The 25828-nt window shown below is 43.1% G+C and carries 28 protein-coding genes and 2 other annotated features; of the genes, 20 read left to right on the forward strand and 8 right to left on the reverse strand.

What is annotated here, in order from left to right; genetic code table 11:
* The first annotated feature begins 346 nt into the window (after positions 1-346).
* On the forward strand, positions 347-1201 hold the full coding sequence (locus LQ216_RS10755; RefSeq protein WP_230129304.1) for a polysaccharide deacetylase family protein: 855 nt from the start codon (positions 347-349) through the stop codon (positions 1199-1201).
* Between the two features lie 44 nt (positions 1202-1245).
* Here the strand turns inward: LQ216_RS10755 and LQ216_RS10760 are convergent, their stop codons facing one another.
* Entirely contained in the window at positions 1246-1680 is a 435-nt protein-coding gene (locus LQ216_RS10760) for a DUF1885 family protein (protein WP_230129305.1), read from the reverse strand.
* 157 nt (positions 1681-1837) lie between these two features.
* On the opposite strand from LQ216_RS10760, the gene LQ216_RS10765 reads away from it, so the two are divergent.
* Positions 1838-2134: a DUF3055 domain-containing protein gene (locus LQ216_RS10765; RefSeq protein ID WP_230129306.1), complete on the forward strand. Its 297-nt coding sequence runs from the start codon at positions 1838-1840 to the stop codon at positions 2132-2134.
* A 301-nt stretch (positions 2135-2435) separates the two neighbouring features.
* Positions 2436-2552, forward strand: coding sequence for a GapA-binding peptide SR1P (locus LQ216_RS10770; RefSeq protein ID WP_230129307.1), 117 nt, complete (start codon positions 2436-2438; stop codon positions 2550-2552).
* A 150-nt stretch (positions 2553-2702) separates the two neighbouring features.
* Here LQ216_RS10770 and LQ216_RS10775 read toward each other — a convergent pair whose 3' ends face one another.
* Entirely contained in the window at positions 2703-4181 is a 1479-nt protein-coding gene (locus tag LQ216_RS10775) for an aminotransferase class I/II-fold pyridoxal phosphate-dependent enzyme (protein WP_230129308.1), read from the reverse strand.
* Positions 4182-4366: 185 nt separating this feature from the next.
* Here LQ216_RS10775 and LQ216_RS10780 point away from each other — a divergent pair, with 185 nt between their 5' ends.
* The 9 genes from LQ216_RS10780 (at position 4367) to trpA (ending at position 12686) form a co-directional block, all read left to right on the forward strand.
* On the forward strand, positions 4367-5326 hold the full coding sequence (locus tag LQ216_RS10780) for a nitronate monooxygenase family protein (protein WP_230129309.1): 960 nt from the start codon (positions 4367-4369) through the stop codon (positions 5324-5326).
* Positions 5327-5378: 52 nt separating this feature from the next.
* Positions 5379-5651 (forward strand): UPF0223 family protein, encoded by a 273-nt coding sequence (locus LQ216_RS10785; protein WP_230129310.1) that lies wholly within the window; start codon positions 5379-5381, stop codon positions 5649-5651.
* A gap of 85 nt (positions 5652-5736) precedes the next feature.
* Positions 5737-5973, forward strand: a binding site (T-box leader).
* 35 nt (positions 5974-6008) lie between these two features.
* Positions 6009-6251 (forward strand) — a binding site (T-box leader).
* A gap of 60 nt (positions 6252-6311) precedes the next feature.
* On the forward strand, positions 6312-7703 hold the full coding sequence (gene trpE / locus LQ216_RS10790; RefSeq protein ID WP_230129311.1) for an anthranilate synthase component I: 1392 nt from the start codon (positions 6312-6314) through the stop codon (positions 7701-7703).
* Complete coding sequence (locus LQ216_RS10795; RefSeq protein WP_230129312.1) at positions 7687-8286, forward strand: aminodeoxychorismate/anthranilate synthase component II; 600 nt, start codon at positions 7687-7689, stop codon at positions 8284-8286. Before trpE ends, LQ216_RS10795 begins: the two co-directional genes overlap by 17 nt.
* Positions 8270-9292 (forward strand): anthranilate phosphoribosyltransferase, encoded by a 1023-nt coding sequence (gene trpD / locus LQ216_RS10800; RefSeq protein WP_230129313.1) that lies wholly within the window; start codon positions 8270-8272, stop codon positions 9290-9292. Before LQ216_RS10795 ends, trpD begins: the two co-directional genes overlap by 17 nt.
* Positions 9293-10063: an indole-3-glycerol phosphate synthase TrpC gene (gene trpC / locus LQ216_RS10805; RefSeq protein ID WP_230129314.1), complete on the forward strand. Its 771-nt coding sequence runs from the start codon at positions 9293-9295 to the stop codon at positions 10061-10063. It abuts the gene before it with no gap.
* A 15-nt stretch (positions 10064-10078) separates the two neighbouring features.
* Complete coding sequence (locus LQ216_RS10810; RefSeq protein WP_230129315.1) at positions 10079-10684, forward strand: phosphoribosylanthranilate isomerase; 606 nt, start codon at positions 10079-10081, stop codon at positions 10682-10684.
* A gap of 15 nt (positions 10685-10699) precedes the next feature.
* Positions 10700-11905: a tryptophan synthase subunit beta gene (gene trpB / locus LQ216_RS10815; RefSeq protein WP_230129316.1), complete on the forward strand. Its 1206-nt coding sequence runs from the start codon at positions 10700-10702 to the stop codon at positions 11903-11905.
* Positions 11898-12686, forward strand: coding sequence for a tryptophan synthase subunit alpha (gene trpA, locus LQ216_RS10820; RefSeq protein ID WP_230129317.1), 789 nt, complete (start codon positions 11898-11900; stop codon positions 12684-12686). Before trpB ends, trpA begins: the two co-directional genes overlap by 8 nt.
* A gap of 107 nt (positions 12687-12793) precedes the next feature.
* Here the strand turns inward: trpA and LQ216_RS10825 are convergent, their stop codons facing one another.
* The gene (locus LQ216_RS10825) at positions 12794-13414 is read right to left on the reverse strand and encodes a DUF1054 domain-containing protein (protein ID WP_230129318.1); all 621 of its coding nucleotides are present in this window, start codon (positions 13412-13414) and stop codon (positions 12794-12796) included.
* Positions 13415-13614: 200 nt separating this feature from the next.
* Here LQ216_RS10825 and LQ216_RS10830 point away from each other — a divergent pair, with 200 nt between their 5' ends.
* Both LQ216_RS10830 and LQ216_RS10835 read left to right on the forward strand, forming a co-directional pair.
* Positions 13615-13812, forward strand: coding sequence for a hypothetical protein (locus tag LQ216_RS10830; protein WP_230129319.1), 198 nt, complete (start codon positions 13615-13617; stop codon positions 13810-13812).
* 220 nt (positions 13813-14032) lie between these two features.
* The gene (locus LQ216_RS10835) at positions 14033-14827 is read left to right on the forward strand and encodes an inositol monophosphatase family protein (RefSeq protein WP_230129320.1); all 795 of its coding nucleotides are present in this window, start codon (positions 14033-14035) and stop codon (positions 14825-14827) included.
* A gap of 31 nt (positions 14828-14858) precedes the next feature.
* On the opposite strand, the gene LQ216_RS10840 is transcribed toward LQ216_RS10835, so the two are convergent.
* Positions 14859-15044 carry a DUF5325 family protein gene (locus LQ216_RS10840; RefSeq protein ID WP_230129321.1) on the reverse strand — a complete coding sequence of 62 codons (186 nt, stop codon included), beginning with the start codon at positions 15042-15044 and terminating at the stop codon, positions 14859-14861.
* Positions 15045-15158: 114 nt separating this feature from the next.
* Between LQ216_RS10840 and typA the strand changes: the two genes are divergently transcribed.
* From typA to LQ216_RS10855, 3 genes are read left to right on the forward strand one after another with little or no spacing between them, the layout of a single operon-like run.
* A complete protein-coding gene (typA, locus tag LQ216_RS10845) occupies positions 15159-17003 on the forward strand; it encodes a translational GTPase TypA (RefSeq protein ID WP_230129322.1) in 1845 nt (614 codons plus the stop codon).
* A 24-nt stretch (positions 17004-17027) separates the two neighbouring features.
* Complete coding sequence (locus LQ216_RS10850; RefSeq protein ID WP_230129323.1) at positions 17028-17333, forward strand: YlaH-like family protein; 306 nt, start codon at positions 17028-17030, stop codon at positions 17331-17333.
* A gap of 1 nt (position 17334) precedes the next feature.
* Positions 17335-17622, forward strand: coding sequence for a hypothetical protein (locus LQ216_RS10855; protein ID WP_230129324.1), 288 nt, complete (start codon positions 17335-17337; stop codon positions 17620-17622).
* 44 nt (positions 17623-17666) lie between these two features.
* Here LQ216_RS10855 and LQ216_RS10860 read toward each other — a convergent pair whose 3' ends face one another.
* The 3 genes from LQ216_RS10860 to LQ216_RS10870 all read right to left on the reverse strand — a co-directional run bounded on the left by LQ216_RS10860 (position 17667) and on the right by LQ216_RS10870 (position 19099).
* On the reverse strand, positions 17667-18068 hold the full coding sequence (locus LQ216_RS10860; protein ID WP_230129325.1) for a hypothetical protein: 402 nt from the start codon (positions 18066-18068) through the stop codon (positions 17667-17669).
* On the reverse strand, positions 18062-18262 hold the full coding sequence (locus tag LQ216_RS10865; protein ID WP_117308932.1) for a YlaI family protein: 201 nt from the start codon (positions 18260-18262) through the stop codon (positions 18062-18064). The genes LQ216_RS10860 and LQ216_RS10865 overlap by 7 nt, the downstream gene beginning before the upstream one ends.
* A gap of 240 nt (positions 18263-18502) precedes the next feature.
* Positions 18503-19099: a YhcN/YlaJ family sporulation lipoprotein gene (locus LQ216_RS10870; protein ID WP_230129326.1), complete on the reverse strand. Its 597-nt coding sequence runs from the start codon at positions 19097-19099 to the stop codon at positions 18503-18505.
* A gap of 159 nt (positions 19100-19258) precedes the next feature.
* On the opposite strand from LQ216_RS10870, the gene LQ216_RS10875 reads away from it, so the two are divergent.
* Complete coding sequence (locus LQ216_RS10875; RefSeq protein ID WP_230129327.1) at positions 19259-20587, forward strand: PhoH family protein; 1329 nt, start codon at positions 19259-19261, stop codon at positions 20585-20587.
* A 56-nt stretch (positions 20588-20643) separates the two neighbouring features.
* On the opposite strand, the gene LQ216_RS10880 is transcribed toward LQ216_RS10875, so the two are convergent.
* Positions 20644-21141, reverse strand: a complete 498-nt coding sequence (locus LQ216_RS10880) for a peptidyl-prolyl cis-trans isomerase (RefSeq protein WP_230129328.1) — start codon at positions 21139-21141, stop codon at positions 20644-20646.
* Positions 21142-21288: 147 nt separating this feature from the next.
* Here LQ216_RS10880 and LQ216_RS10885 point away from each other — a divergent pair, with 147 nt between their 5' ends.
* Together LQ216_RS10885 and pyc are read left to right on the forward strand one after the other, a co-directional pair.
* The gene (locus LQ216_RS10885; protein ID WP_230129329.1) at positions 21289-21570 is read left to right on the forward strand and encodes a YlaN family protein; all 282 of its coding nucleotides are present in this window, start codon (positions 21289-21291) and stop codon (positions 21568-21570) included.
* Positions 21571-22335: 765 nt separating this feature from the next.
* Complete coding sequence (gene pyc / locus LQ216_RS10890) at positions 22336-25776, forward strand: pyruvate carboxylase (RefSeq protein WP_230129330.1); 3441 nt, start codon at positions 22336-22338, stop codon at positions 25774-25776.
* Positions 25777-25828: the final 52 nt, after the last annotated feature.

The raw sequence follows: 25828 nt of genomic DNA on the forward strand, positions 1-25828 counted from the left end.
AAAAGAGTGGAAGCATGTTTGAAAACATGTAGAAAGGTTATAGAAAAATAAAGGATCTTACTAAAGTGAGGCTGAATACTTTGAAAAATTACATTGTATTCCTCTTTCAAATAATCGTCTGGAGTGGTTATACTGTAGTAGAGTGGTTATCGGATCACGACCGAATGCTTTTCAAAGTGTTGATGTTTTTAGTGTTTTGCTATCTTGCCTCCTATATCGGAAAAGCGATTCTGAAGTCAAATAGAAGCACGATCCTTATTACCTGCACCAGTTTAATCAGCTATGCCTTCTTACAGCTTCTTCTTAAAGAATTTCTGCCATATTGAATCGAGCGGGAGGTACATCATTGAGAAAAAAACGACTACTTCTAAGTACTGTTTTCTTTTGCTTTCTTTTAACTGGGTGCAGCGGGAACCAGGCTTCCTCGGAAGTAGAAAGCAAAGAAAAACTGCAAACTAAAACGGAACAGAAAGAAACGAAGGATGAACAAAAAGAGCCGTCTAAACATGAGAACGAGGAGAAAGGGAACATTGAAGATGAAGAGACGGAGCAGGTGGTGAAAAATGTAACACCGCAATACCGTCTTAATCCGGCTAATTCGTCTGTCAATCCTATTTCTAACGCCAACGCAAAGGTGGTCCTATTAACTTTCGATGATGCGCCGGATAAACATTCGTTAGAGATCGCAAAAACGCTCAAATCACATAATGTGAACGCGATTTTCTTTGTAAATGGACATTTCCTAGACAGTGAAGAAGAAAAGGCAGTTCTGAAACAAATTCATGAGATGGGCTTTGCGATCGGAAACCACACGCAGAGTCATGCTACATTAAAGGACTTGTCCGAATCTGAGCAAAGAAATGAAATCGTGAAACTGAATGATGCGGTTGAAGCGATAATCGGGGAGCGGCCGAAGTTTTTCCGCGCGCCGTTTGGCATGAATACCGATTTTTCCAAGAAACTTGCAACCGAGGAAAAAATGCTGGTCATGAATTGGACGTATGGCTACGACTGGGAGAAGAATTATCAATCAAAAGAGGCACTGACCCAAATTATGGTGAACTCACCATATCTGATAAACGGAGCCAATCTGCTTATGCATGACAGAGCTTGGACTAGCGAGGCAATTTCCGGAATCATTACGGGGCTGCAGGCAAAAGGCTATGAAATGCTCGACCCTGAATTGATAGAAACTCCTTGAAAAGAAAGGCTTCAGGTTAATTTCCTGATGCCTTAAACGTTCCCCTACTTTCGAGGATAATAATACATAATCCTTTTGTTGAATAAGTGCAGCTCGCCCTTTAGCTTTTTTGCGAGAAATTTGCAAAACTCATTTGCTTTTCCTTTATCCCCGTATGTTGCTGATTCAGGAAGTGTCACTTGTATGTAAGATTGTATTCTTTCATGGTTTGAATCATCGGTGATTTTCTCTTGATCGATTCCAAGTAAAATGACATTATAACGATCTGAAGCAGATTGAAGATACATCCATTCCCCTTTTGAATCAAGCGTTTCTTTCATTTCATATGGAAAAGCCTGGTTTTCATAGTTCCATGCTAACTGAGCACCAGTCTTTGATGTAATCTCCTTATAATAACTAAATAATTCTTTTACCTCGTCAAGTGTTATCGTTTCTTTGTCTGAACCGGGAACCAGTTTTATATAGGCATTTTCGGTCATTCTCATTCCCCCTATAAAATGAGTCTTTATGTATTCGTTTTCATTCTAGCATTCTTTTACAGCTTTATACAATAGTATTAGCAAGGGTTTTCACTTGAATAATATGGTTATCTGAATTATAATAATATTCTAATAATTGTTTAAAAAGGAGGTAAATATGGAACTTTTCGAAAAACTATATGATGAGAACGAAACTGTCAAGGTCAGGTTTGTTGGATTTACCGCAAGTGAAACCAGATTTGATTTTGGAATCGTCTATACGAATATGTTTTTTGGAAAGCCGTTGGTAATATGTATGCAAACAGGTCGTTCTACCCTCCTGGAATTAAATGACAGTCAGGACTTGGAATATTTACAGGCTGCTTTTAAAATTGAACGCGCACATGCTGTTGAATTAGCGGAATTTTTTAAAGAAACCTTGCCGGAGATCCCGTTTCAATCCCAATATGAATAATAATCGAAAGAGCCATAATTGGCTCTTTTTCCTTTCTGCATAAGGGCAACTACGTCTAAACTCCGCCTTACGACTCGTCAGTCGACGAATTTTCTTTAAATAATCTGCCAAAAAGAATCATTCTGATATACCTTATTTGGATTAAATTTGAAAAAGATCCAAAATAAACACCGAAAACATTTAATGTGACATACAATTAAAGCTTGAAAAAGTAATTGTGTTATATTATTATAGATTTATAAAGATAAAGCGTTTTCATTTAATTTCTACTAAAACTAATCATTAGGAAGGGGATTGAAAAATGGGAACAATCGTTTGTCAACAATGCAATGTCACAATGGATCATTATGAGGATGAAAAAGTGAACGTGCTTTACTCAAATTGCGGCTGCGGGTCAGAGGATCATACGGAAGAATAATTATAAGAAGAGCCGGCTTCTCGAATGCCGGCTCTTTTGGATAAAAGGAAGTAAAAACAAAGGTTCCAATCTGAGATAAGTAAACTCCGCCTTTGCTTCCGCCTTAAAAAGCGAAGGCGGAGGCGAGTTTTCTTTATCATGATTAATTCATTATCGTATTGCTTTGAATTCCTTAATGACCCGGAGGAATTTTAGCTCGCTGTCTTCAGGTCCCTGAACAGGTAAGCCGACTTCGATATTTTTCTTAATGTATTCGACGTTTTCTTTTGTGATAATTTCCCCTGGAATAAAAATCGGAATTCCTGGGGGATATACCATGATAAACTCGGCACTGGTCCGGCCGATGGACTCGTCGATTGGTACGATTTCGGTGTCGGCATAAAAAGCGTCCCGTGGTGTTACCGTAAGGGTGGGAATATTAGGCAGCAACACTTCGGTTTCCGTTTTGCCTTCCTTTGCTGTATATTTTCGGAACTCTTCAGAAATATCCTTGAGGGCATTGATTAATAGGTCTGCCTCTTTCTTCGTATCCCCAGGTGTAATAATACAGAGGATGTTGTATAAATCGGACATCTCCACTTCGATATTATGCTTTTCGCGAAGCCATTTCTCCACATCATAACCGGAAATACCAAGATCTTTCACCGAAATAATCAGCTTGGTAGGGTCTAGGTCAAAAGTTGCTTTGCTGCCGAGAATTTCCTTGCCAATACAATGCAGGTCTGAAATTTTGTTGATTTCTCCGCGTATATAGTCAGCAAGAGAAATCGTTTGAGCAATCAATTCCTTGCCGCCGGTGGCGAGCTGTTTTCTGGCTACATCCAGAGAAGCCAGCAACAAATATGATGTAGATGTTGTTGTGAGCATGCTCAGGATCGATTGCACTCGATTTGCTGAAACAAGGCCTTCCCGGACGTTCAAGATCGAGCTTTGTGTCAGGGAGCCTCCGAGTTTATGAACGCTCGTGGCTGCCATATCCGCACCCGCCTGCATGGCTGACAGTGGCAAATCATCATGAAAATGGATATGAACCCCATGGGCTTCGTCCACAAGTACGGGAACGTCATAGGAATGGGCAATTTCGACGATTTTCTTTAAGTCTGCTGAAATCCCGAAATACGTTGGATTAATGACAAGCAATCCTTTTGCATCAGGATGTTGCTCTAGTGCGTGTTCCACAGATTCAGTCGTAATCCCATGGGAGATCCCGAGGTTTTTGTCAATTTCCGGATGGATAAATATCGGCACGGCTCCCGAAAAAACGATAGCAGACATAACCGATTTATGAACGTTTCTTGGAACAATAATCTTGTCTCCAGGGCCGCAAACCGCCATCACCATCGTCATGATCGCGCCGCTTGTCCCTTGAACGGAAAAAAAAGTATGATCTGCTCCAAAGGCTTCTGCCGCCAGATCTTGGGCTTGCTTAATCATTCCTTTTGGTTGATGGAGATCGTCTAATGGAGCGATATTGATCAAGTCGATCGATAGCGCATTTTCACCTATGAATTCGCGAAAATCCGGATCAATGCCCGCCCCTTTCTTATGTCCGGGTATATGAAATTGGACTGGATTTTTTTTTGCGTGCTGGATTAAACCTGTGAATAAGGGTGTATCATATTGTGACAATTCTTCATAACACCTCTTCTGAAAAAAAATTAGCATAAAACAAATGAATTATAGCATCTATTATAGTGTTTGCAAAGAAATTACATTCTACTTTAAAAAATGTGCGAAAGGATAGTTCTGGTTTTCTTGACAGAATTTCTTTAAACTGAAAAAAGGAATGATACACGAATGGAAGGGGAGTTTTCATGGACTGGAATACGAGGGTAACAGAATTGCTGGGCATTACATATCCGATTATACAAGGCGGGCTTGCCCATTTGGCTTATGCCGATCTTGCTGCAGCTGTTTCGAATGCGGGAGGGCTTGGGCAGGTCACCGCGATGAGCCTACAGACGCCCGAGGATCTCCGCGCGGAAATTCGTAAGACAAAAAGCATGACTGACAAACCGTTTGGAGTTAATTTTGCAATCGGACAGCATGGGAGAACGTTTGAGAACTTTCTCGAAGCGGCAATGGAGGAAGGAATTTCTGTAGTTTCCATTACTGGCGGCAACCCGGCTCCTTTTTTTGATTTATTAAAAGGGACAAATGTGAAGAAGCTCGTTCTCGTTGCAGCAAAAAGGCAGGCAGTCAAGGCAGAAGAATTGGGTGCGGATGCCGTAATGGTTGTCGGGCAGGAAGGCGGCGGCCATTTAGGCAGGGATGATATTGGCACAACCGTACTGATTCCCCAGGTGGCCGATTCGGTGTCGATACCGGTTATTGCTTCAGGGGGCCTCGGCGACGGACGCGGGTTAATGGCCGGTCTCTCACTTGGAGCAGAAGGAATTGAGATGGGTACGAGATTTATCGCGACGAAAGAATGTGTGCACGCTCACACTCTTTATAAACAAGCCCTCTTAGAAGGAGATGAAAATGGAACGGTTGTCATCAAACGCTCCATTGGTGCACCTGCAAGGGTAATCTCCAATAGCTGGACTGACAGAATCCTTGAAATTGAAAAAGAACGCGGCGAGTACGAAGTGTTAAAGGATTACATAAGCGGGCAGGCAAACAAACGCTACATTCATGATGGAGTTCTTGATGAAGGATTCGCCTGGGCAGGACAGGTAATGGGGTTAATCCACGATGTACCGACAGTTTCCGAGCTATTTGACAGAATGATCAAGGAAGCGGGAGCAATCAGGCAAAAATGGGCAACATAATCAAACGGACACTTTGGGAAGGTGTACTACTATTCTTAAGCAGGTGGCACAAATGGATTATCAATATCCAATGGATATGGACTGGACAACTGAGGAAATCGTTGATGTCATTCACTTTTTTGAAGCGGTGGAAAAGGCATACGAAAGCAAAGTCCTGAAAGAAGAAATCATGTCCGCTTATCGCAGGTTCAAAGAAATCGTTCCCGGTAAGGCGGATGAAAAAAACTACACCGACGAATTTGAGTTAGTCAGCGGTTATTCAGCTTATTTGGTAATGAAGAAGGCCAAAGAAGTACAAGATGGTGAATGGATTTCGATGAAATAGTTTACACAAAAAATTCAAAATCTTTCGAGATAATTCTTGACTTAGTATGTTCAGACGTTTTATTATGTTTAATAAGAATTATTTATAAACGGCATTGACGAAGAAGAGTAGCTTAATGGATGCATTTTAGAGAGCCGGTGGCAGGTGTGAACCGGTATGTATCGTTTAGTGAATGGACTTTCGAGCCCCAAACCGAAACCGCTCGCGGAAGTAGGCCTTGGCGAACGCGCCTTATCGTTACAAAAGGCAGGCAAATTATTATTGCCGTAAAGTGAGCTTTTAAAGCTAATAAAGGTGGTACCACGGGTTCCTCGTCCTTTTGGATGAGGGCCCTTTTTGTGTTTTTTAAACTGAATACGCAAATCGTTGAGTAAGAGTAGTAGCCATTTTAGATGCGATACAGAGAGCCGGGAAAGGTGGAAACCGGTACGCTAAAAAGTGGTGAATGGACTTATGAGAGGCGCCTTGAATGAATAGTAGGGGAGCCCGGATTCCACCGTTACAGGGATAGGGTATAAATAAAGATGTACCCGAAAAGCGGGAAGGCGATAAAAAGCCTTCCAAGCTGAGGTGGCACCGCGGTCAATAATCGTCCTCTGCAAACAGGAATTTTCTGTTTGCAGAGGACTTTTTTTTTAGAAAAAGAGGGGACGTGATGATGTGAACAATAAGCTTAACTGCAAGCTGGAGACATTAGACGGGGACACACATACTCCGGTTTCCTTATTTCAGAAGTTAGCCGGAAAGAAGAAATTCTTGCTGGAAAGCTCTAACAAGCATGAGGGTGATGGCCGTTATTCATACTTAGGAAGCAACCCGGCCTTCGAAATTATCTCTTTGGATAACGAGATAACTCTTACGGATTTGCGGAATAACTCGGTGGAAAGCCATAAAGGCAGGATCCTCGACTTTTTAAAAACAGAGTTGTTAACAGAAACAGGTGCTGAATTGCCATTTCCGTTTTATGGCGGGGCGATTGGTTATCTTGGATACGATGTCATCCGCCAGTATGAAGAAATCGGTGAGGTTCCTGATGATGAACTGAATATGCCTGAAGCTCATTTCATGATTTATAAGGAAGTGATTGTTTTCGATCATGCCTTGCAAAAAGTCCATCTCGTCGCTCTTGATGAATCTGAAACTGTGTTACAGGATCGAATCGATAAGATGAAGGAGCTCCTAATACAGGAAAAACCCGTTATCGGTCGGGTTAAAACAGCACTTAAGTTCCGTCCATCCATACCTAAAGAGAAATTCGAATCACTTGTGAAGGAAGCGAAAGAATCAATCATTGCCGGCAAAATTTTTCAAATTGTGCTTTCCCAGCGTTTCACATCAGGATTTGACGGAGATCCATTCGAGGTCTACCGCAAGCTGCGTGTTAAAAACCCTTCTCCATATATGTTCTATCTTGATTTTGAAGACTATGCCGTCCTCGGCTCATCACCGGAAAGCATGATGAAAGTGAGCGGAAGAAAGGTTGCTTTAAATCCAATTGCCGGCACAAGGCCAAGGGGAGACAGCGAGGAAGAAGACAGTCGGTTGGAGAAAACCTTGCTCTCAGATGAGAAAGAAATCGCTGAACACATGATGCTTGTTGATCTGGGCAGAAATGACCTTGGCAGGGTCAGCAAGATCGGTTCGATTGACATTACGGCATCGATGCTGATTGAACGCTATCAATATGTGATGCATCTTGTTTCCGAAGTGTCCGGTGAACTGGAGGATGGCATCTCCGGATTGGATGCATTGGCCGTCTGTCTGCCGGCGGGAACAGTTTCAGGCGCCCCGAAAATAGAAGCGATGAAAATCATTAATGAACTGGAGAACGTAAAGCGCGGCCTTTATTCGGGAGCAATCGGTTATATCTCATTTAACGGTAATCTCGATATGGCACTCGCGATCCGAACGATGATTATTAAAGATAAAACGGCATATGTCCAGGCGGGAGCGGGAATTGTCTATGATTCAATCCCCGAAAAAGAATATGAGGAAACGATGAATAAAGCAAAATCACTAATGGAGGAAAAAGAACATGATTTTGTTAATTGATAATTATGATTCATTCACCTATAACTTGTACCAGTATCTTGCCGAACTCGGTGAAACTATTGTCGTCAAGCGGAACGACGCGATTACGCTTGAAGAAATAGACGCCCTTAAGCCAGAAACGATCGTAATTTCACCCGGACCTGGCCGTCCAGAGGAAGCGGGGATCTGCATCCCTTTGGTCAACCGTTTTTATCAATCGATTCCGATTCTTGGCGTGTGCCTCGGGCACCAGGCAATTGCTGCCGCATTCGGGGCGGAAATCATCACAGCTAAACGGATTTGCCATGGTAAGACCTCGCTTATTACGCATAATGGGAAAGGGTTTTTTGAATATCAATCACAGCCGATCGAGGTGATGAGGTATCACTCCCTTGTCATCGACAGGGAGACCCTGCCTTACGAATTTGAAGTAATGGCTAGCGATATGAACGATGGAGAAATCATGGCCATCCGACATGTTACGTTTCCAGTTTATGGCGTGCAGTTTCATCCGGAATCGATCGGGACGAAGACAGGCAAAAAAATGTTACATGAATTTATTCTTCAAGCTAGGAGGGAAAAAAAGAATGAAATTGATTCTTGAAAAGTTATCTGAGCAAAAAACTTTATCAGAGGAGGAAATGAAACTAGCGGCGGAATCTTTGTTTTCAGAAGAAATAACCGATAGCGAAATTGCAGCTTTCCTTGTCTCCTTGAAATCAAAAGGGGAAACAGCAGATGAAATCGCTAGTCTTGTCCAGGTTTTACGTAATAAAGCGTTGCGCATTACCCATAACCTGGAGAATGTGATGGACAATTGTGGGACGGGAGGAGATGGTTCACAAAGCTTTAATGTCAGCACAGCTTCCGCTTTCGTAATCGCGGGAGCTGGTATTACAATCGCGAAACACGGGAACAGGAGTGTTTCGAGCAAGACAGGAAGCGCTGACGTACTGGAAAAGCTGGGCGTGGATTTACAAGCCGCACCGTCTCAGATTGAAGAAATGTTGATGGAGAATGGGATTGCCTTCTTGTTTGCTCCGCATATCCATCCAAAAATGGCCCGGATTATGAAGATAAGGAGAGAATTGAAAATCTCGACGGTCTTCAATTTAATCGGTCCATTAACGAATCCGGTGGAATTGACTTCACAGTTGCTTGGTGTTTATCGGAACGATATGCTGGAGCCGTTTGCGAAAGTGCTGGATTCACTCGGAAGAAAACGGGCAATCATTGTAAATGGAGCAGGCAGTATGGATGAAGCAAGCCTTCAGGGATCAAACAGCCTTATCTTACTTGAAAATGGCGAGATTACCAGCTTTACTCTCCACCCGGAAGAAGTGGATCTTCCGATTTATGATAATACGGCAATTAGAGGCGGAGATGCGATGGAAAACAGTGAAATTCTTTTAGATGTATTAAAAGGGAAAAAGGGCGCTCACCGAGATACGGTCCTGCTTAATGCCGGACTCGGCATCTATGCGAACGGCAAGGCCTCCACTATAAAGGAAGGGATTGCGTTAGCGCATGAGAGCATCGATAGCGGCAACGCTCTTAGAAAATTAGAAACACTCATATCCTATAATCAATCCAAAAGCGGGGTGGTGTAAATGCAGGATATTTTATCGAAAATATTGGCGCGCAAAAAGGAAGAGGTAAGCGAACTAAAGAGGAGCGGCTATGTCATGAGCAAGGAATTCTTGACCCCTTGCCGTTCGCTGTATACAGACATTAAAAATAAAGACTCCATTGGCATCATAGCGGAAATTAAGCGGGCATCCCCTTCCAAAGGAGATATCCATCCCGATGTGATTCCTGCCCAGCAGGCTGACATTTATGAAGCTCATGGCGCTTCAGGTATTTCCGTTTTGACAGATACGGATTTCTTTAAAGGCTCTTTTTCTGATTTAGAAGCAGTCCGGGCGAAAGTTATGGTACCGCTCCTTTGCAAAGATTTCATGATTGACGAAATCCAGATAGACCGGGCGAGAAGGGCAGGTGCTGATGTCATTTTATTGATTGCTGCGGCTCTTTCTGTACAGCGCCATCAGGAATTGTACCGTTTTGCCAAATCATTAGGTCTTGAAGTGTTAACGGAAGTGCATGATGAACATGAATTGGATCGGGCGGTCAGCTTAGGCGCGGAAATGATTGGCATCAATAATCGGGATTTAAAAACATTTCAAGTTGATTTGGCTGTTACAGAAAGGCTGGCGAAGGAACTTGGAAAATCTTCAAGCGCGCTGATAAGCGAGAGCGGGATCAAGACAAAGGAAGACGTGCTGCGTGTAAAAGCAGCCGGGGCAGACGCGATTTTGGTGGGCGAGACCTTCATGAAAAGTGAAGACCTGCCGAATAAACTAGCTGAATTTCAACTATAGATTTGGGGTTTTTACATGTTAGTTAAAATCTGCGGAATTACGACTAGTGATGCAGCACATGCGGCAGTGGATGCCGGCGCTGATTTAATCGGCTTCGTCTTTGCCGAAAGCAAGCGCCGCATTGTTCCTGAACAGGCGGCGGAGATCATGAAAAGGGTCAAAGGCAAGGTCAGGGCTGTTGGAGTTTTTGTTAATGAAGATGTGGAAGAAATAAAGAGAATCGGTTCCATCGTTGGCCTTGATTACATTCAGCTCCACGGTGATGAAAATCTGGAATATATAGAGGATATCCCGTTTCCCGTCATTAAAGCATTTGGAATTGGAGTTCACGAAGACCTTGAGCAAATCTCTTCTTTTCAGTCGGATTTTTACTTGCTTGATAGCCCAAAAGGCCAGTATCATGGCGGAAATGGTGTAGCCATTAATTTGGATTTATTAACAAATAACAACCTACCCGAAGATAAGGTCATCCTTGCCGGAGGACTTACACCGGAAAATGTCGCTTGGGCGATTCAAACCGTCAATCCGGGCGGCGTTGATGTCTCAAGCGGTGTCGAAACAAACGGTTCAAAGGATCTTGAAAAAATTTATCGATTTGTACGCAATGCAAGATTATCTTAAAGGAGATGGAGTCTAATGAACAGCTATGTTCAACCAGACAAAAACGGCCATTTTGGACCATACGGTGGTAGGTTTGTGCCTGAGACATTAATGACCGCTGTCATTGAATTAGAAAATGCTTATGAAGAAGCACGTAAGGACGAGAGCTTTCAGAAGGAATTGGAATATTATTTAACTCAATACATCGGGCGTGAAAACCCGCTCTACTATGCAAGCAATCTAACCAAAAAAGCAGGCGGGGCGAAGATATATCTTAAACGTGAAGATCTGAACCATACAGGTGCCCATAAGATAAACAACACAATTGGCCAGGGACTTTTGACAGTGAGAATGGGCAAGAAAAAGGTGGTTGCCGAGACAGGGGCAGGCCAGCATGGAGTTGCCACGGCGACCGTTTGTGCACTGTTGAATTTAGAATGTGTTATTTTTATGGGAAAAGAGGATATCGCTCGCCAGAAGCTTAACGTTTTTCGTATGGAGCTGTTGGGAGCCAAGGTAGTTTCTGTGGACCAAGGGAGCGGCACACTTAAGGATGCCGTTAATGAGGCGCTCCGATACTGGGTCGCCAATGTAGATGATACCCATTACATAATGGGATCAGTACTGGGACCCCATCCTTTTCCAAAAATTGTCCGAGATTTCCAAAGTGTCATCGGCACGGAAACAAAAAGGCAATTTGACAAAGTGGAAGGCGGGCTTCCTGAGGCAATCGTAGCTTGTATCGGCGGCGGCAGTAACGCGATGGGGATATTCTATCCGTTCATTGAGGATAAAGAGGTTTCCTTGATTGGCGTGGAAGCGGCAGGCAGCGGAGTAGATACAGAAGAGCACGCTGCGACCCTGACAAAAGGAAAACAAGGGATTCTTCACGGAGCGTTAATGTATGTATTGCAGGATGAGGATGGCCAAATTCAGGAAGCTCATTCCATATCAGCGGGACTTGATTATCCGGGAGTGGGGCCCGAGCATAGCTTCTTAAAGGACAGCAACAGAGTTCAATATACTTCTGTGACTGATGATGAAGCAATAGGTGCCCTCGTGTTGCTGTCACAGACAGAAGGAATCATTCCGGCTTTGGAAAGCTCACATGCGATTGCGCACGCGGTGAAGCTTGCAAAAAAAATGAAGTCAGATGAGAGCCTGGTTATTTGCCTATCAGGCAGAGGCGATAAAGATGTCGAAACGATACAAAAGCGGATGGGAGAGCTTTCGAATGGGTAAACAGCGAATTGATGAAACATTGCAAAAGTGCGCCGAAAAGGGCGAAAAAGCTTTCATTCCTTATATTATGGCCGGTGATGGCGGACTTGATCAATTAAAGCAGCATTTGCTGTTTTTTGAAAAAGCAGGTGCTGATGCCGTAGAATTAGGAATTCCGTTTTCCGATCCTGTCGCTGACGGTCCGGTCATTCAGCGTGCAGGGAAGCGGGCGCTTGACTCCGGTGTATCATTGAGAAACATCATGGGAAAATTAATCGAAATCCGCAATGAAATAAACATTCCGATTATCTTAATGACCTATCTCAATCCGGTTTTTGCATATGGGATTGACCGTTTCTCCCGAGATTGCCAGAAAGCTGGAGTCGATGGCTGTATCTTTCCGGACATGCCGTTGGAAGAAGAACAAATGGTTTCCAAACATATGAAACAGTCAGAAATCGCCATCATCAGGCTCGTAACTTTAACAAGCCCGGAAGCAAGACTCAGAAAAATCGCCGATGGAGCGGAAGGCTTTCTCTATGCGGTTACCGTAAAAGGGATAACGGGAGCGAGAGATCATTTTGCAGAAGATACAGGTCGTTTTTTAGAGCGTGTTAAGGCATTAAGCTCGGTTCCGGTTATGGCCGGGTTTGGTATTTCCACACCGGAGCATGTGAAGGAAGCCGGCAGATATTGCGATGGGACTGTCGTGGGAAGCAAGGTGATCCAATTCCTGGAGAATGGGGACTATGAAGGGATTTCCAATCTGATTGAAGCAGCAAAAAGCAAGGTACTCGCCTGAAAAATGAAATAGATTGCTTAAGATAAATAAAAGAAGGGTTGGAATGTCATTTCCAATCCTTCTTTTATTAGTAGCTTTAGCTAACGTTCATTTAACGGAGTTTATGTTTAAGCCAATTTATATAGGGGTAATAAATGGTCAAACGCATCACTAATTGCTTGCACGAATACTTCATCTGATAATTTGATGGCATCTTCCCGGGGAATCTGGATTCCGCAAAGAATTTCAGCCTTTTTGACAGTTTGCAGCCGCTGGAACATTGCCTTCAAATCAGTGACAGAAAGATCATTATGAGGAATGACATCAGGTTTTGTATGATCGGTCGACCAAACAAATTCATTCGGAATCATATCTTTCAATTTTTTAGCATTTCGTTCCAAGGCTTTTCCGAAGTCAGCCTTATTGGGAGCTTCATAAATGACTGCAAACCAAATGAATACGTGAGTTTCCCATAACCCGATTTGGAAATGAGGCATCATCTTGTATCCTCTGCTGTTGCTGGCAAAAGCAACCCAAGTGTCTTTTGGAGGATTGATTGTTCTTCTGGCGTGTTTTGCGACATGAGCGAACATTTCATCCCCGGTTTTAACTGAAAGTTCTGCCGAGAAGCTTTCACCGAGTTGACTCAGCTTTGGTTGAATCCGGTCTTTTAAAGCTTCCATACGCTGGTCGAGACCATCTATTTTAAACACATTAAAGTCACTTGCACTAAAGGTTGTATGTACCATTTGTTTCCTCCTACAATTCTAAATCTAAGATTATTGTAGCATAGCGGAACAAAAAACTGAAAAGTTTTGCTAACAATGTCTACCACTAACTTCCTGCTGGGTTTTCACACAAATTTGTTGCGGTTTTAGGGTGGACGACATAATATATATTAAAAATAAAACTGAAAATTTAGTCACTTACTTGAGAGGGGAAGATTACCATGAAACAAGTTATGAATCAAGCCTTAAAAGCGAAAGAAGTAGAAAAACATAGGGCAGCAGTATTAAGAATGGAAATGGATTATGAGCTAGCCACTTTATTCGAAGCAATAGGGGAAAACAATGAAAAGAAGCAGACACAATGCAAACAAAAGCTTGAAAGAATCCGACTTGAGCTATTAAGGCTTAAAGCACTATAAGTTTGAAGGAGAAAAACAGCTGTCAAATGAAGGTATATAATTATAGAGTCGTATATAGGGTTTAAGGCGGACATTTTTCGGATACGAAAAAAATGTCCGCCTTTTATATAAGGAAGACACCAAGCTTGTAGAATGAGGGAGCTTGCAGTAATCTTTAATAATAAATATGGATTTTTGCAAAACTATCAGTGTGTTCATTAAATGAGCGGAGGATTCAGGAATGACAAATTGGGAGAAAATCGATACATATGCAAAAGAGTGGATAAAGGAAGCAGGGGAAAGGCTAAAGACTTCATTTGAAGAAAAGCTAAACATTGAAACAAAAACAAATCCTAATGATTTAGTAACGAACATGGATCGCGAAACGGAACAGTTTTTCATGGGCAAAATAACAGAGCACTTTCCGGAGCATAGGATTTTTGGAGAAGAAGGAATGGGTCATCATGTCAAAGATTTGACAGGGATTGTCTGGGTTGTCGATCCGATCGATGGGACGATGAATTTTATTCATCAGCAGCGGAATTTTGCGATATCTATCGGGATTCTTGAAGAGGGCAAAGGGAAAATCGGGCTTGTCTATGATGTCGTCCATGGTGAACTGTATCATACTTTTCGCGGCAAGGGAGCTTTTATGAATGATAAGGAGTTGCCGACGCTTAAACCTGTGCCCATTAATGAAACCATTCTTTCATTAAATGCCACATGGGTTACCGAGAACAAAAGAATTGATCCTTCTATACTTGGAGCGCTTGTACGGGATGTCCGTGGAACCCGTTCATACGGTTCGGCGGCTTTGGAAATGGCTTTTGTCGCAGCAGGCAGGCTGGATGCTTATATATCACTAAGGCTTGCCCCTTGGGATTTTGCGGGCGGTGCGATTTTAATCGAAGAGGTTGGCGGAGAAGTAAGCGACTTGCATGGCAACCCGCTCGACTACTTAAAGGGCGGCCCTCTATTTGTGTCGAAGCCGGGCTTGCATAAGGAAATTCAGGAAAAATACTTAAAGAGCCTTTAAAAAAATCGCCGCAGAAAGTAGCGGCAATTTTTTAAAGCTTTCCTTTTTCCCGCTTTTTCTTCTTTGTGGCAAAGCCGAAGCCCATAATTACAAAGAGTGCGACTATACTAAGTACGATGCCAATTATGCTCCTTTCGGCAATTGCGATGCCTGTCCAGGCCAGGCTAGCCGTCGCTAATAATGCAAGAATTAAGAAATTCCATTGTACGTTTTTCATTGTCTTCACCCCATATTTTCTTATTGTACAGAATTTCTTGCTTTGTTTCTACTATGTTTGTGATATAATATGTAAGTTAATGGCATAGACCAATTTATACTAGGAGTGAATTTATTGAAATCTCGTAATGATATTCGCAACATAGCGATCATTGCCCACGTTGACCATGGGAAAACGACGCTTGTAGACGAACTGTTGAAACAATCAGGTACATTCCGTGCGAATGAGCACGTTGAAGAACGCGCAATGGATTCCAACGACCTTGAAAGAGAACGTGGAATAACGATCTTAGCGAAAAATACAGCTGTTCAATATAAAGAAACAAGAATCAACATTCTTGATACACCGGGACATGCCGATTTTGGCGGCGAAGTGGAGCGTATCATGAAAATGGTTGACGGTGTTTTGCTTGTTGTTGATGCTTATGAAGGTACAATGCCCCAAACACGCTTTGTATTAAAAAAAGCACTTGAACAAAAAATCACCCCGATTGTGGTTGTAAACAAAATTGACAAAGACTCAGCCCGTCCAGAGGAAGTTATTGATGAAGTCCTTGACTTATTCATCGAACTTGGTGCCAGTGAGGAACAGCTAGAGTTTCCTGTTATTTATGCATCGGCCATTCAAGGCACTGCAAGTCCGGATCCGGATCCTTCTAAACAGGAAGAAAACATGGAGTCGTTGTTTGAAGCAATTGTTGAAAACATACCTGCTCCAATTGATAACAGGGAAGACCCGCTTCAATTCCAAGTTGCTTTGCTTGATTATAATGATTATGTGGGACGTATCGGAATTGGACGCGTATTCCGCGGAACGATGAAAGTAGGCCAACAGGTTGCTCTTATGAAGCTGGACGGCTCAGTTAAACAGTTCAGGGTTACGAAGATCTTTGGCTTTATTGGCTTGAAACGAGTAGAAATTGAAGAGGCAGTTGCAGGTGATCTTATTGCTGTTTCCGGAATGGAAGACATTAACGTAGGGGAGACAGTTACACCAGTAGAGCACCAGGAAGCACTTCCGGTACTCCGTATCGATGAGCCTACTCTGCAAATGACTTTCCTTGTTAATAACAGCCCTTTTGCCGGCCGTGAAGGTAAATTTGTTACTTCAAGAAAAATTGAAGAAAGACTGAAAAGCCAACTGGAAACAGATGTCAGCTTGCGTGTGGAAGATACGGATTCACCGGATGTGTGGGTTGTTTCCGGACGCGGCGAGCTTCATTTATCCATCTTAATTGAAAATATGCGCCGTGAAGGCTTCGAACTTCAGGTATCCAAGCCTGAAGTAATCGTTAAGGTCATTGACGGTGTTCGCTGTGAGCCTGTGGAACGCGTGCAAATTGATGTCCCGGAAGAACATACAGGATCGATCATGGAATCCATTGGTGCGCGTAAAGGCGAACTGCTTGATATGATTAATAACGGAAGCGGCCAGGTTCGCCTGATCTTTAATGTGCCTGCCCGCGGCTTAATTGGTTATTCAACTGAATTCCTGACCATTACACGTGGATATGGGATCATGAACCATACTTTCGACAGCTACCAGCCGATGCAACAAGGACAGGTTGGCGGAAGAAGACAAGGTGTCCTCGTTTCCATGGAAACAGGAAAATCAACTCAATACGGAACTATGGGCGTAGAAGACCGCGGTGTCATTTTTATTGAACCAGGTACTGATATCTATGAAGGCATGATTGTCGGTGAACATAACCGTGAAAACGATTTGACCGTCAATATCGTAAAGGCAAAACAAATGACCAACATGCGTTCGGCGAACAAAGACCAGACAACTACCATGAAAAAACCAAGAATCATGTCTCTTGAGGAGTCTTTAGAGTATCTGAACGATGATGAATATTGCGAAGTTACCCCGGAATCCATCCGCCTTCGTAAAAAAGTACTTGATAAGAACGAACGTGAAAAATCGGCTAAAAAGAAAAAATACGTCGAAACAAACTAAGTTTGGTCCAGGGGAGGAACAGGAATGATCCAGGAGCGATTGTCCTTTTTTGCGGCATTGTTTAATGTGGATAAAAATCCCGAGGCAGGAATGTGGTATTTATATATCGCTGTATTTTTGCTTTGTATAATCGTGTATCAGCTCGGTTTTGCAAAAAAGTTGCCGGTTTTAAAAAATGTCATTATCTATGCGGTGATGGCATTTGGGTGCACGCTTCTTTCATTCCTCGCCGTCTTCCTGCCGGTTGCGGAAGGACTTGTAATTGCCGTGTTCGTTCTCGGGATCTACAAACTGCGCCTCCACAACCATAAGAAAGAAGAACAGGCCTAACATGCAGTCTGTACAGGATGCGTTATATAACTGGCTTACGATCAAAGTTGTTTGCGATGCAAGGCCTAATGATACGGCTGCCCGTGACACGAGGGAATTGTTTGAAAACCTGCTTCATGATGAACATCAACTGGAAATCATCGAAGTGCGGAAAGAAGATCCGTTCTATTTCGTTGAATACAGTGTACATTTGGAAAAAAAGACCCAGCGTTTTCCGATTGAACTGATCGACGTGATGTTACACCAAATAAACGCCGAACCGGAAAAATATAAAAACTACCAAGATTAAAAAACCGTGCGCTTCTCTATAGCGCACGGTTTTTTAGGTATTAATCAAAGGGGAAGAATCAGGGCGTAGACAACATGTGCAGCGCTCCATAGCAAAAAGGAGAATAGATCTGCCGCAGAAGTTATTTCTGATCGGGATATGTAAGAAAGTGGGAAGTAAAGCAAGATTGCCGGAAGAATAAGCAAGAACGTTAAGACCCTTTTATTTGCAAATTTAGGTTTAAGCAGAACAAAAAAGACACCAAACCCTGAGGAAACGAGCAAGTGAAGTACGAGTTCGATTGGTTCGTTTCCTTGGATCCGTTCTGTAAGCGGGATGAAATCAATATTAAGGAGCAGCGAGTAGATTTTCTTTTCTGTATACAGTTCCACATACTTCATGATAATTGCCAAAAGGATGCCGGACCCCAGCCCCGCCAACATTCCCTTAAGAATCGGTTTTACCATTCATCATCCTTTGTCACACTGCGGTATAAGCGAAAGTTGCCTGAATCAATTCGAGCTTTTGTTTTTTCTTCGATTCTTTGGTTGCATGACTGACACATGAATGTATGGATCGGCCGGTTGCGAAGCTTTTTGGCTTCAGGGGAAAAATCCGGAATGGATTCAATGTTATCGCAAATTACACATTTAACCCTCATTAAAATGAACCTCTTTTCTTCTATACGAATCAGTTGATATATGTAAGTTAGTATATCATTTTTATCTTTATTAGGCGAGAATACCTCCTACTTCAACCGAGTTTAACTATTATTAAGCCAACGATATGTGGAAGCTACCTTTCAGTACACGCATAAGTCAAAAATATGATAATCAACATGATCCTTAAACAGAACCTTTAATATAAGGAAATAGAAAAGCTCGCCGATTGGCGAGTTTTTCTATTGCTTATCATTCGACTGTTTCTTTTGTTCTCTTTCCAGTGTCTTTCTTTCCTTCTGATTATCGATGCTACTTTTTTCTTCATCTGAAGCTCTTGTTGGTGTTGGCGTTAGTGCATCACCGGGTATATCTGGAATGATTCTGCCTGTGATATCAGCTAGCTCATTCATGATCCCTCGTACAGGCTGTCCGTTTTGGATATCCTGTGCCACCTCCCGGATTCTCTCGTTCATATCCGGATCAGCGACTATTGCGGCATTTGCGCCGTATGGATCGTCCTTTAACGCTTCCCCTACAGAATATTTAATCGTCCCTACCTCTGAACGGTCAACATTACCATCGATATCAATTCCTACTACGGCATAATCGCCAAGGACTGCAGCTGTTGCATCATTTACATGGGGGACCTTTTCGGCGAGATCGACGAGCCTTCTTGCGATTTGCTGGCTGCTTTGCCTGTCACTTTCCTCAATTGTCGAGTCCTTTACCTGCGTAACATTGTTATTGTTGTTCTCCCGATTTTCCCCGGCGTTGTCATTCGCGTTGCAGCCGGCAATAAACAAAAATGCCGCTGCCATAAACAAAAGTCTTTTCATTGTACAGCCTCCATTCCTGACATTTTGTTTATAGTCTGCAATTGTTCTTCTATCTTTATGCAAAGATACATATATTTTAGCAACAGTCTCGTCCACGACATAAGCTATATTAGCAACGACGCAGGCATTTTCCAGAATGAACAGGCAGGAGGCGCAATTTTGAGCAAAATCTATGTGTTGGATACCAATGTCTTGCTCCAGGACCCATATTCAATTTTCTCTTTCGAAGAAAATGAAGTAGTCATCCCGGCTGTTGTACTGGAAGAAGTGGATTCGAAGAAAAGATACATGGATGAAATCGGGAGGAATGCAAGGCAAGTATCAAAATTGATTGATGGCTTCCGGGAAATTGGGAAGCTTCATGAGAAAATTCCTCTGCACAATGGCGGTGTGCTCAGGATTGAATTAAACCATAGGTCTTTTCATGAGCTTCAGGAAATCTTTGTTGAAAAAACAAATGATAATAGAATTTTAGCCGTTGCCAAAAACCTTGCCCTAGAAGAACAGACAAAGGAAAAGGGAAGAAAGGTAATCCTTGTAAGCAAGGACACGCTCGTCAGGGTCAAGGCAGACGCAATCGGCCTGAACGCACAGGATTTCCTGAATGACCGGGTAGTAGAGATGGATCATATCTACAGTGGCATTCAGGAGCTATTTGTCCAAAAGGAAATCCTGGATAGGTATTATGAGAAAGGAAGTCTTCCACTTTCGGACATCACAATCAATAAGCTCTTTCCAAACCAGTTTGTCTTGATGAAAGATGTGTTGGGAGGTTCTTCATCAGCGATTGGTATCGTTGATCAGTCGGCGACAATCGTAAAAAAGCTGATTTTTGACCAGGAACATATTTGGGGAATTAAAGCGCGAAATGTCCAGCAGACGATGGCGATGGAGATATTACTGCGATCAGACCTGCCGCTCGTTACATTAATCGGGAAAGCAGGAACAGGTAAAACCTTGCTTGCCCTGGCTTCGGGGTTAATGCAGACTGAAGATCTGGGTCTGTATAAAAAATTGCTGGTTGCAAGACCGATTGTACCCGTGGGAAAGGATATTGGCTACTTGCCGGGAGAAAAGGGAGAAAAATTAAGGCCCTGGATGCAGCCGATTTTCGATAACCTGGAGTATCTTTTTAACACAAAAAAACCGGGGGAACTGGATGCGATTTTAGCGGGGATGAATTCTATAGAAGTGGAAGCATTAACATACATCAGGGGAAGAAGCATACCGGATCAATTTATCATCATTGACGAGGCGCAAAACCTAACAAAGCACGAAGTAAAAACGATTCTGACCCGGGTAGGGGATCGGAGCAAGATTGTCTTGATGGGCGATCCGGAACAAATCGATCACCCTTATCTCGATGAGTATAATAACGGATTAACTTATGTTGTGGAAAAATTCAAGGATCAAAGCATAGCGGGGCATGTAAAGCTTGTAAAGGGAGAACGGTCAGGGCTTGCTCAATTAGCGGCTAATTTATTGTAAGAAAGGCAGCCATTGTCCTTGATAAGGGCTGCCTATCACCTAATTATAAATGGCCATTATTCAATTCGAAATGCTTTCACTTTCTTAATCGGATTTTTAAGATTGGAGCCGTCTCCGAAATAAATGTGCACGGGTCCGTCTTCACTCAAAGGTTTACCGTTAATGGAGAAGCCAAGAATGAACGTCTGGGCATCCGTCAAAGGAAAAGCCTGCTCTCCGTTTTCCGTTTCAATGACTATTGTGGCGGCATCTTCATAGGGCTCCGCGTTTCTGAGAAAGCTTTCGAATGGGATACCGAATGTACCCGTCAAGATTTTTTGTTTCTCGTATTTTTTTTCGGTTTTAAGTGTAGGCGGGGAAACCGAACCTTCCTGGATTTCCCTGTCCCAATGCTTCGAAGCAGCTTTCGTATATTCCTCTAGCTCGTCTGTCTGCTGTTGTTCCGACTGAAAATATGTTTCCAAATCGACTTTACGGTCATCGAAAATCCATACACCCGGATCGAGTGTGATTAAGTATTTTACCTTCCCTTTAATGAATACGATCGATTCCAAACCTTTCATCCCTTCCTGTCTTACACTATGATACAAGTATAGCTGTAAAGGTAGGTATATAACAATAAGTTCGCCTTGCTTTTTTAAACAAGTAAGGGTAAAATTTATAGATAAGATTTAATCGCTTCTTGAGCGGGGGGATTTAATATGGCATCTGAAATGCTTGTCAATCATCGAGAAAAAGCCTTTGCTTTATTAAAAGCTGATGCTGACAAGATATTAAAACTCATTAAAGTGCAAATGGATAATCTTACTATGCCTCAATGTCCTCTATATGAAGAGGTTCTTGATACACAAATGTTCGGCTTATCTCGTGAAATAGATTTTGCTGTTCGTTTAGGTTTAGTGGAAGAAACAGAAGGAAAGTCCCTTGTGGGAACATTAGAGAGGGAGCTATCAGCTTTGCACGAAGCTTCTCTGCGTAAATGATACAGGCAGCATAATGAACCAACTCAAACAATTCAGTACGATTGTTTGGGTTTTTTTTATATCATTCATAGGTATAAAAAAAGAGTATAACACTTTTATAAATAGTATGACATATTAAAAGGTTTGTGCTATTATTTATATATACATTCAGTAAATAGAGTGACTTTCTTGGTTTTATAGGATAGTATATAAGAATATTTACAAAATTGCGATAATTGGGTACTATCGTTAGATAAAAACTGCCTTTATTTGTCTGGTCCTGATAAGGTTTTTTTAAAAAAATAAGAAAGTATAAAATTTTCAACATGTATTGATGTCTAGCGTAAGCAGCCCAGCTTCTCGAGGTCATAAGAGGCAGGTGTTCTTCCTGCCCCTCTCCGGACTTCCACAGGATGTGGTGACGTCAGCGTTCGTCACAGGACGTGACGGATTTTAGCTGATGGTCCTTACTAGGCCCTCCTACGAGGTGCGCCTTATGCTTGTCGGAGGCCCACAGGATGTGGGTCAGAACGACGAAGACATAACGATGTGGCGGTCTTAGTCGTTCTTCCTTACTTGCAGGGCGCTTGCGCTTTTCTCGCTGTCATTTCGGGTACATATCTTCAAGTATTATAGGTAGACAGGAAAAGGATTTTTGTACTATCTTTGAATGAAACTACTAAAGCTGATACTTTGCTCAAAAATTAATCTGTGAAAGAAAAGCAGTGAGAGTAGTCTCACTCTTTTTTCAATAAAAATGAAAATACATAAAAGTAGGTGTAGGGAATGGGACGACGTATTAAAAAGGTTCTTGCCGCAAACCGCGGAGAAATTGCCATCCGTATTTTCCGCGCGTGTACGGAACTCGGAATACGCACAGTAGCGGTATATTCTAAGGAAGATTACGGCTCTTATCACCGTTATAAAGCAGATGAAGCATACCTGGTCGGGGAAGGCAAGAAACCGATAGACGCTTATTTAGACATCGAAGGAATCATTGAAATTGCTAAAACAAGCGGTGTGGACGCAATCCATCCCGGTTATGGTTTCCTCTCCGAAAATATTGAATTCGCCCGCCGCTGTGAGGAAGAAGGCCTGATTTTTATCGGTCCGGAAACCAAACATCTCGATATGTTTGGTGACAAAGTAAAAGCACGCCAGCAGGCAATGCTTGCGGACATTCCGGTTATCCCCGGAAGTGATGGTCCAGTTCAGGAGCTTGAGGAAATCATCTCATTCGGGAAAACACATGGCTTTCCGGTCATTATAAAAGCGTCTCTTGGAGGCGGAGGACGAGGCATGCGAATCGTCCATAAGCTTGAAGAGGTGCGTGAAGCTTATGACAGGGCAAAATCAGAAGCAAAAGCGGCTTTTGGAAACGATGAAGTGTACGTCGAAAAGTTCGTCCAAAATCCGAAGCATATCGAGGTACAGATTCTTGGAGACAAGCACGGAAATATTGTCCACTTGTACGAACGCGACTGCTCTGTCCAAAGAAGGCATCAAAAGGTCGTCGAAGTGGCTCCTTCCGTTTCATTATCTGAAGAACTGCGTCTTCGCATTTGTGAAGCGGCCGTTCATTTGATGAAAAATGTCGACTATGTCAATGCGGGCACAGTTGAATTTCTCGTTGCGAACGATGAATTTTACTTTATCGAAGTCAACCCGCGGGTTCAGGTTGAACATACGATCACGGAAATGATTACCGGCATCGATATCGTCCAATCACAAATATTGATCGCCGAAGGAAACCGGCTGCACGAAGCTCCACTGGATATTCCCGCCCAGGAAAACATCCATACAATCGGATATGCGATACAATCAAGGGTAACAACAGAGGATCCTTTAAATAACTTCATGCCTGATACCGGAAAACTCATGGCCTACCGCTCAGGGGGCGGGTTTGGGGTCCGCTTGGATGCCGGGAACGGCTTTCAGGGAGCCGTCATAACCCCCTATTATGATTCGTTGCTTGTAAAGCTTTCGACACAAGCCCATACGTTCAAACAGGCTGCCTCGAAGATGGAAAGAAACTTGAAAGAATTCCGGATCCGCGGCATCAAAACGAATATCCCGTTTCTTGAAAATGTCGTAAAGCATGAGAAGTTTCTAACGGGAAAATACGATACATCGTTCATTGACACCACACCTGAGCTGTTTACTTTCCCTGTCCGTAAAGACCGGGGAACGAAGATGCTCAGCTATATTGGCAATATCACGGTAAATGGTTTCCCGGGCATCGAAAAAAAGAAAAAACCTGTTTTTGATCAGCCTGCCATCCCGAAAATCGACCATGAAGTGAAGGTGCAGGACGGCACGAAGCAAATTCTTGACAATAAGGGAGCCGAAGGACTTGCAGGATGGGTCAAAGAGCAGAAAGAAGTACTGCTGACAGATACGACTTTCCGTGACGCCCATCAATCTTTGCTGGCAACGAGGGTCCGCACAACGGATTTGCTGCATATTGCCGAGCCTACATCTAAACTTATGCCTAACCTGTTTTCCCTGGAAATGTGGGGAGGGGCAACGTTTGACGTGTCCTACCGCTTCTTGAAGGAAGATCCATGGGACAGGCTGTTATCGATGCGTGAAAAGGTCCCGAACGTATTATTTCAGATGCTTTTGCGCGCATCTAACGCGGTAGGCTACAAAAACTATCCGGACAATGTCATTCAAGAGTTCGTCGAAAAATCCGCCTATGCAGGTATTGATGTATTCCGTATCTTTGACAGTTTGAACTGGGTAAAGGGGATGGAGGTAGCCATCGATGCAGTCCGGCGTTCAGGGAAGCTTGCGGAAGCAGCGATTTGCTACACGGGTGACATCAATGATCCGGCCAGAGGAAAATATGACATCCAATATTATAAAAATCTCGCCAGGGAGCTGGAAAACCAAGGGGCGCACATCCTCGGCATAAAAGATATGGCCGGTTTATTAAAACCGGAAGCAGCCTACCGTTTAATTTCTGAACTGAAGGAAACAATCAATATTCCAATTCATCTGCACACACACGATACGAGCGGTAACGGTATTTATATGTATGCCAAGGCGATTGAAGCGGGAGTCGATATTGTAGATACGGCTTTAGGCTCCATGGCCGGATTGACGTCCCAGCCAAGCTCACAAACGCTGTATTATGCGCTTGAAGGAACATCCAGGCAACCCAAGGCCGATATTCATTCCCTTGAGCAGCTTTCCCATTACTGGGAAGGCGTCCGAAAATACTATAAAGATTTCGAAAGCGGTATGAATTCCCCTCACACGGAAGTATATAAGCACGAAATGCCGGGAGGGCAATACAGCAATCTGCAGCAGCAGGCAAAAGCGGTAGGTCTTGGCGAACGCTGGGGAGAGGTCAAGGAAATGTACGAGCGGGTAAATGCGATGTTCGGTGACATCGTAAAAGTGACCCCTTCTTCAAAAGTGGTCGGGGATATGGCTTTATTCATGGTCCAGAATGAATTAGATGAAGAGTCCGTGTTAACGAAAGGCAAATCGATCGATTTCCCTGACTCGGTGATCGAGTTATTTGAGGGATACTTAGGCCAGCCGTATGGCGGATTCCCAAAGGAGTTACAGACTGTTATCTTAAAGGGCAGAGCACCAATCACTGTGCGCCCTGGAGAACTTCTTGATAATGTCGACTTTTCGAGTTTGAAGGAAGAATTATTCAAAGAAATCGGGCGGCCTGTAACAAGCTTTGATGCATTGGCATACGCGCTTTATCCAAAAGTATTCTTAGACTATGAGAAAACCATCGAGCAATTTGGGAAGATTTCGAATCTTGATACGCCTACTTTCCATTACGGGATGAGACTGGGTGAGGAGATTGAAGTTGAAATCGAGACAGGGAAAACCCTGATAGTCAAATTGGTTTCAATCGGTCAGCCTCAGCCTAATGGGACAAGAGTTGTTTATTTTGAATTGAATGGACAGCCCCGTGAGGTGGAAGTGAAAGACGAAAGCATCAAGTCGAGCGTTCAGGCTAAAGTAAAGGCTGACTCGAAAAATCAATCCCATATTGGCGCGACCATGCCGGGAACGGTCATCAGGGTCGTTGCAGAAAAAGGGGAAAAGGTAAATCAAGGAGACCATTTAATCATTACCGAAGCGATGAAAATGGAGACGACTGTACAGGCGCCATTCTCGGGCACGGTGAAAGAGATACATGTTTCAAACGGTGAAGCGATCAGCACCGGTGATTTACTGATCGAAATCGAAAAATAATAAATTTGCCGAAGTAGACAATCAATAGATTTGAACATGAAAAAAATAGGCT

It is taken from the genome of Bacillus sp. CECT 9360, assembly GCF_918741275.1.
In the GTDB taxonomy this organism is placed as follows: domain Bacteria; phylum Bacillota; class Bacilli; order Bacillales; family DSM-1321; genus Peribacillus.

What these genes read in the sequence shown, in the direction of transcription:
- trpD (WP_230129313.1), top strand. Translation starts at nt 8,270, where the DNA reads ATGAAATTGATTCTTGAAAAGTTATCTGAGCAAAAAACTTTATCAGAG.
- trpC (WP_230129314.1), top strand. Translation starts at nt 9,293, where the DNA reads ATGCAGGATATTTTATCGAAAATATTGGCGCGCAAAAAGGAAGAGGTA.
- LQ216_RS10855 (WP_230129324.1), top strand. Translation starts at nt 17,335, where the DNA reads ATGCAGTCTGTACAGGATGCGTTATATAACTGGCTTACGATCAAAGTT.
- LQ216_RS10765 (WP_230129306.1), top strand. Translation starts at nt 1,838, where the DNA reads ATGGAACTTTTCGAAAAACTATATGATGAGAACGAAACTGTCAAGGTC.
- LQ216_RS10835 (WP_230129320.1), top strand. Translation starts at nt 14,033, where the DNA reads ATGACAAATTGGGAGAAAATCGATACATATGCAAAAGAGTGGATAAAG.
- pyc (WP_230129330.1), top strand. Translation starts at nt 22,336, where the DNA reads ATGGGACGACGTATTAAAAAGGTTCTTGCCGCAAACCGCGGAGAAATT.
- LQ216_RS10885 (WP_230129329.1), top strand. Translation starts at nt 21,289, where the DNA reads ATGGCATCTGAAATGCTTGTCAATCATCGAGAAAAAGCCTTTGCTTTA.
- LQ216_RS10840 (WP_230129321.1), bottom strand. Translation starts at nt 15,044, where the DNA reads ATGAAAAACGTACAATGGAATTTCTTAATTCTTGCATTATTAGCGACG.
- LQ216_RS10850 (WP_230129323.1), top strand. Translation starts at nt 17,028, where the DNA reads ATGATCCAGGAGCGATTGTCCTTTTTTGCGGCATTGTTTAATGTGGAT.
- LQ216_RS10795 (WP_230129312.1), top strand. Translation starts at nt 7,687, where the DNA reads ATGATTTTGTTAATTGATAATTATGATTCATTCACCTATAACTTGTAC.
- LQ216_RS10860 (WP_230129325.1), bottom strand. Translation starts at nt 18,068, where the DNA reads ATGGTAAAACCGATTCTTAAGGGAATGTTGGCGGGGCTGGGGTCCGGC.
- LQ216_RS10830 (WP_230129319.1), top strand. Translation starts at nt 13,615, where the DNA reads ATGAAACAAGTTATGAATCAAGCCTTAAAAGCGAAAGAAGTAGAAAAA.
- LQ216_RS10825 (WP_230129318.1), bottom strand. Translation starts at nt 13,414, where the DNA reads ATGGTACATACAACCTTTAGTGCAAGTGACTTTAATGTGTTTAAAATA.
- LQ216_RS10865 (WP_117308932.1), bottom strand. Translation starts at nt 18,262, where the DNA reads ATGAGGGTTAAATGTGTAATTTGCGATAACATTGAATCCATTCCGGAT.
- LQ216_RS10870 (WP_230129326.1), bottom strand. Translation starts at nt 19,099, where the DNA reads ATGAAAAGACTTTTGTTTATGGCAGCGGCATTTTTGTTTATTGCCGGC.
- LQ216_RS10760 (WP_230129305.1), bottom strand. Translation starts at nt 1,680, where the DNA reads ATGACCGAAAATGCCTATATAAAACTGGTTCCCGGTTCAGACAAAGAA.
- LQ216_RS10785 (WP_230129310.1), top strand. Translation starts at nt 5,379, where the DNA reads ATGGATTATCAATATCCAATGGATATGGACTGGACAACTGAGGAAATC.
- LQ216_RS10770 (WP_230129307.1), top strand. Translation starts at nt 2,436, where the DNA reads ATGGGAACAATCGTTTGTCAACAATGCAATGTCACAATGGATCATTAT.
- trpB (WP_230129316.1), top strand. Translation starts at nt 10,700, where the DNA reads ATGAACAGCTATGTTCAACCAGACAAAAACGGCCATTTTGGACCATAC.
- trpA (WP_230129317.1), top strand. Translation starts at nt 11,898, where the DNA reads ATGGGTAAACAGCGAATTGATGAAACATTGCAAAAGTGCGCCGAAAAG.
- LQ216_RS10780 (WP_230129309.1), top strand. Translation starts at nt 4,367, where the DNA reads ATGGACTGGAATACGAGGGTAACAGAATTGCTGGGCATTACATATCCG.
- LQ216_RS10810 (WP_230129315.1), top strand. Translation starts at nt 10,079, where the DNA reads ATGTTAGTTAAAATCTGCGGAATTACGACTAGTGATGCAGCACATGCG.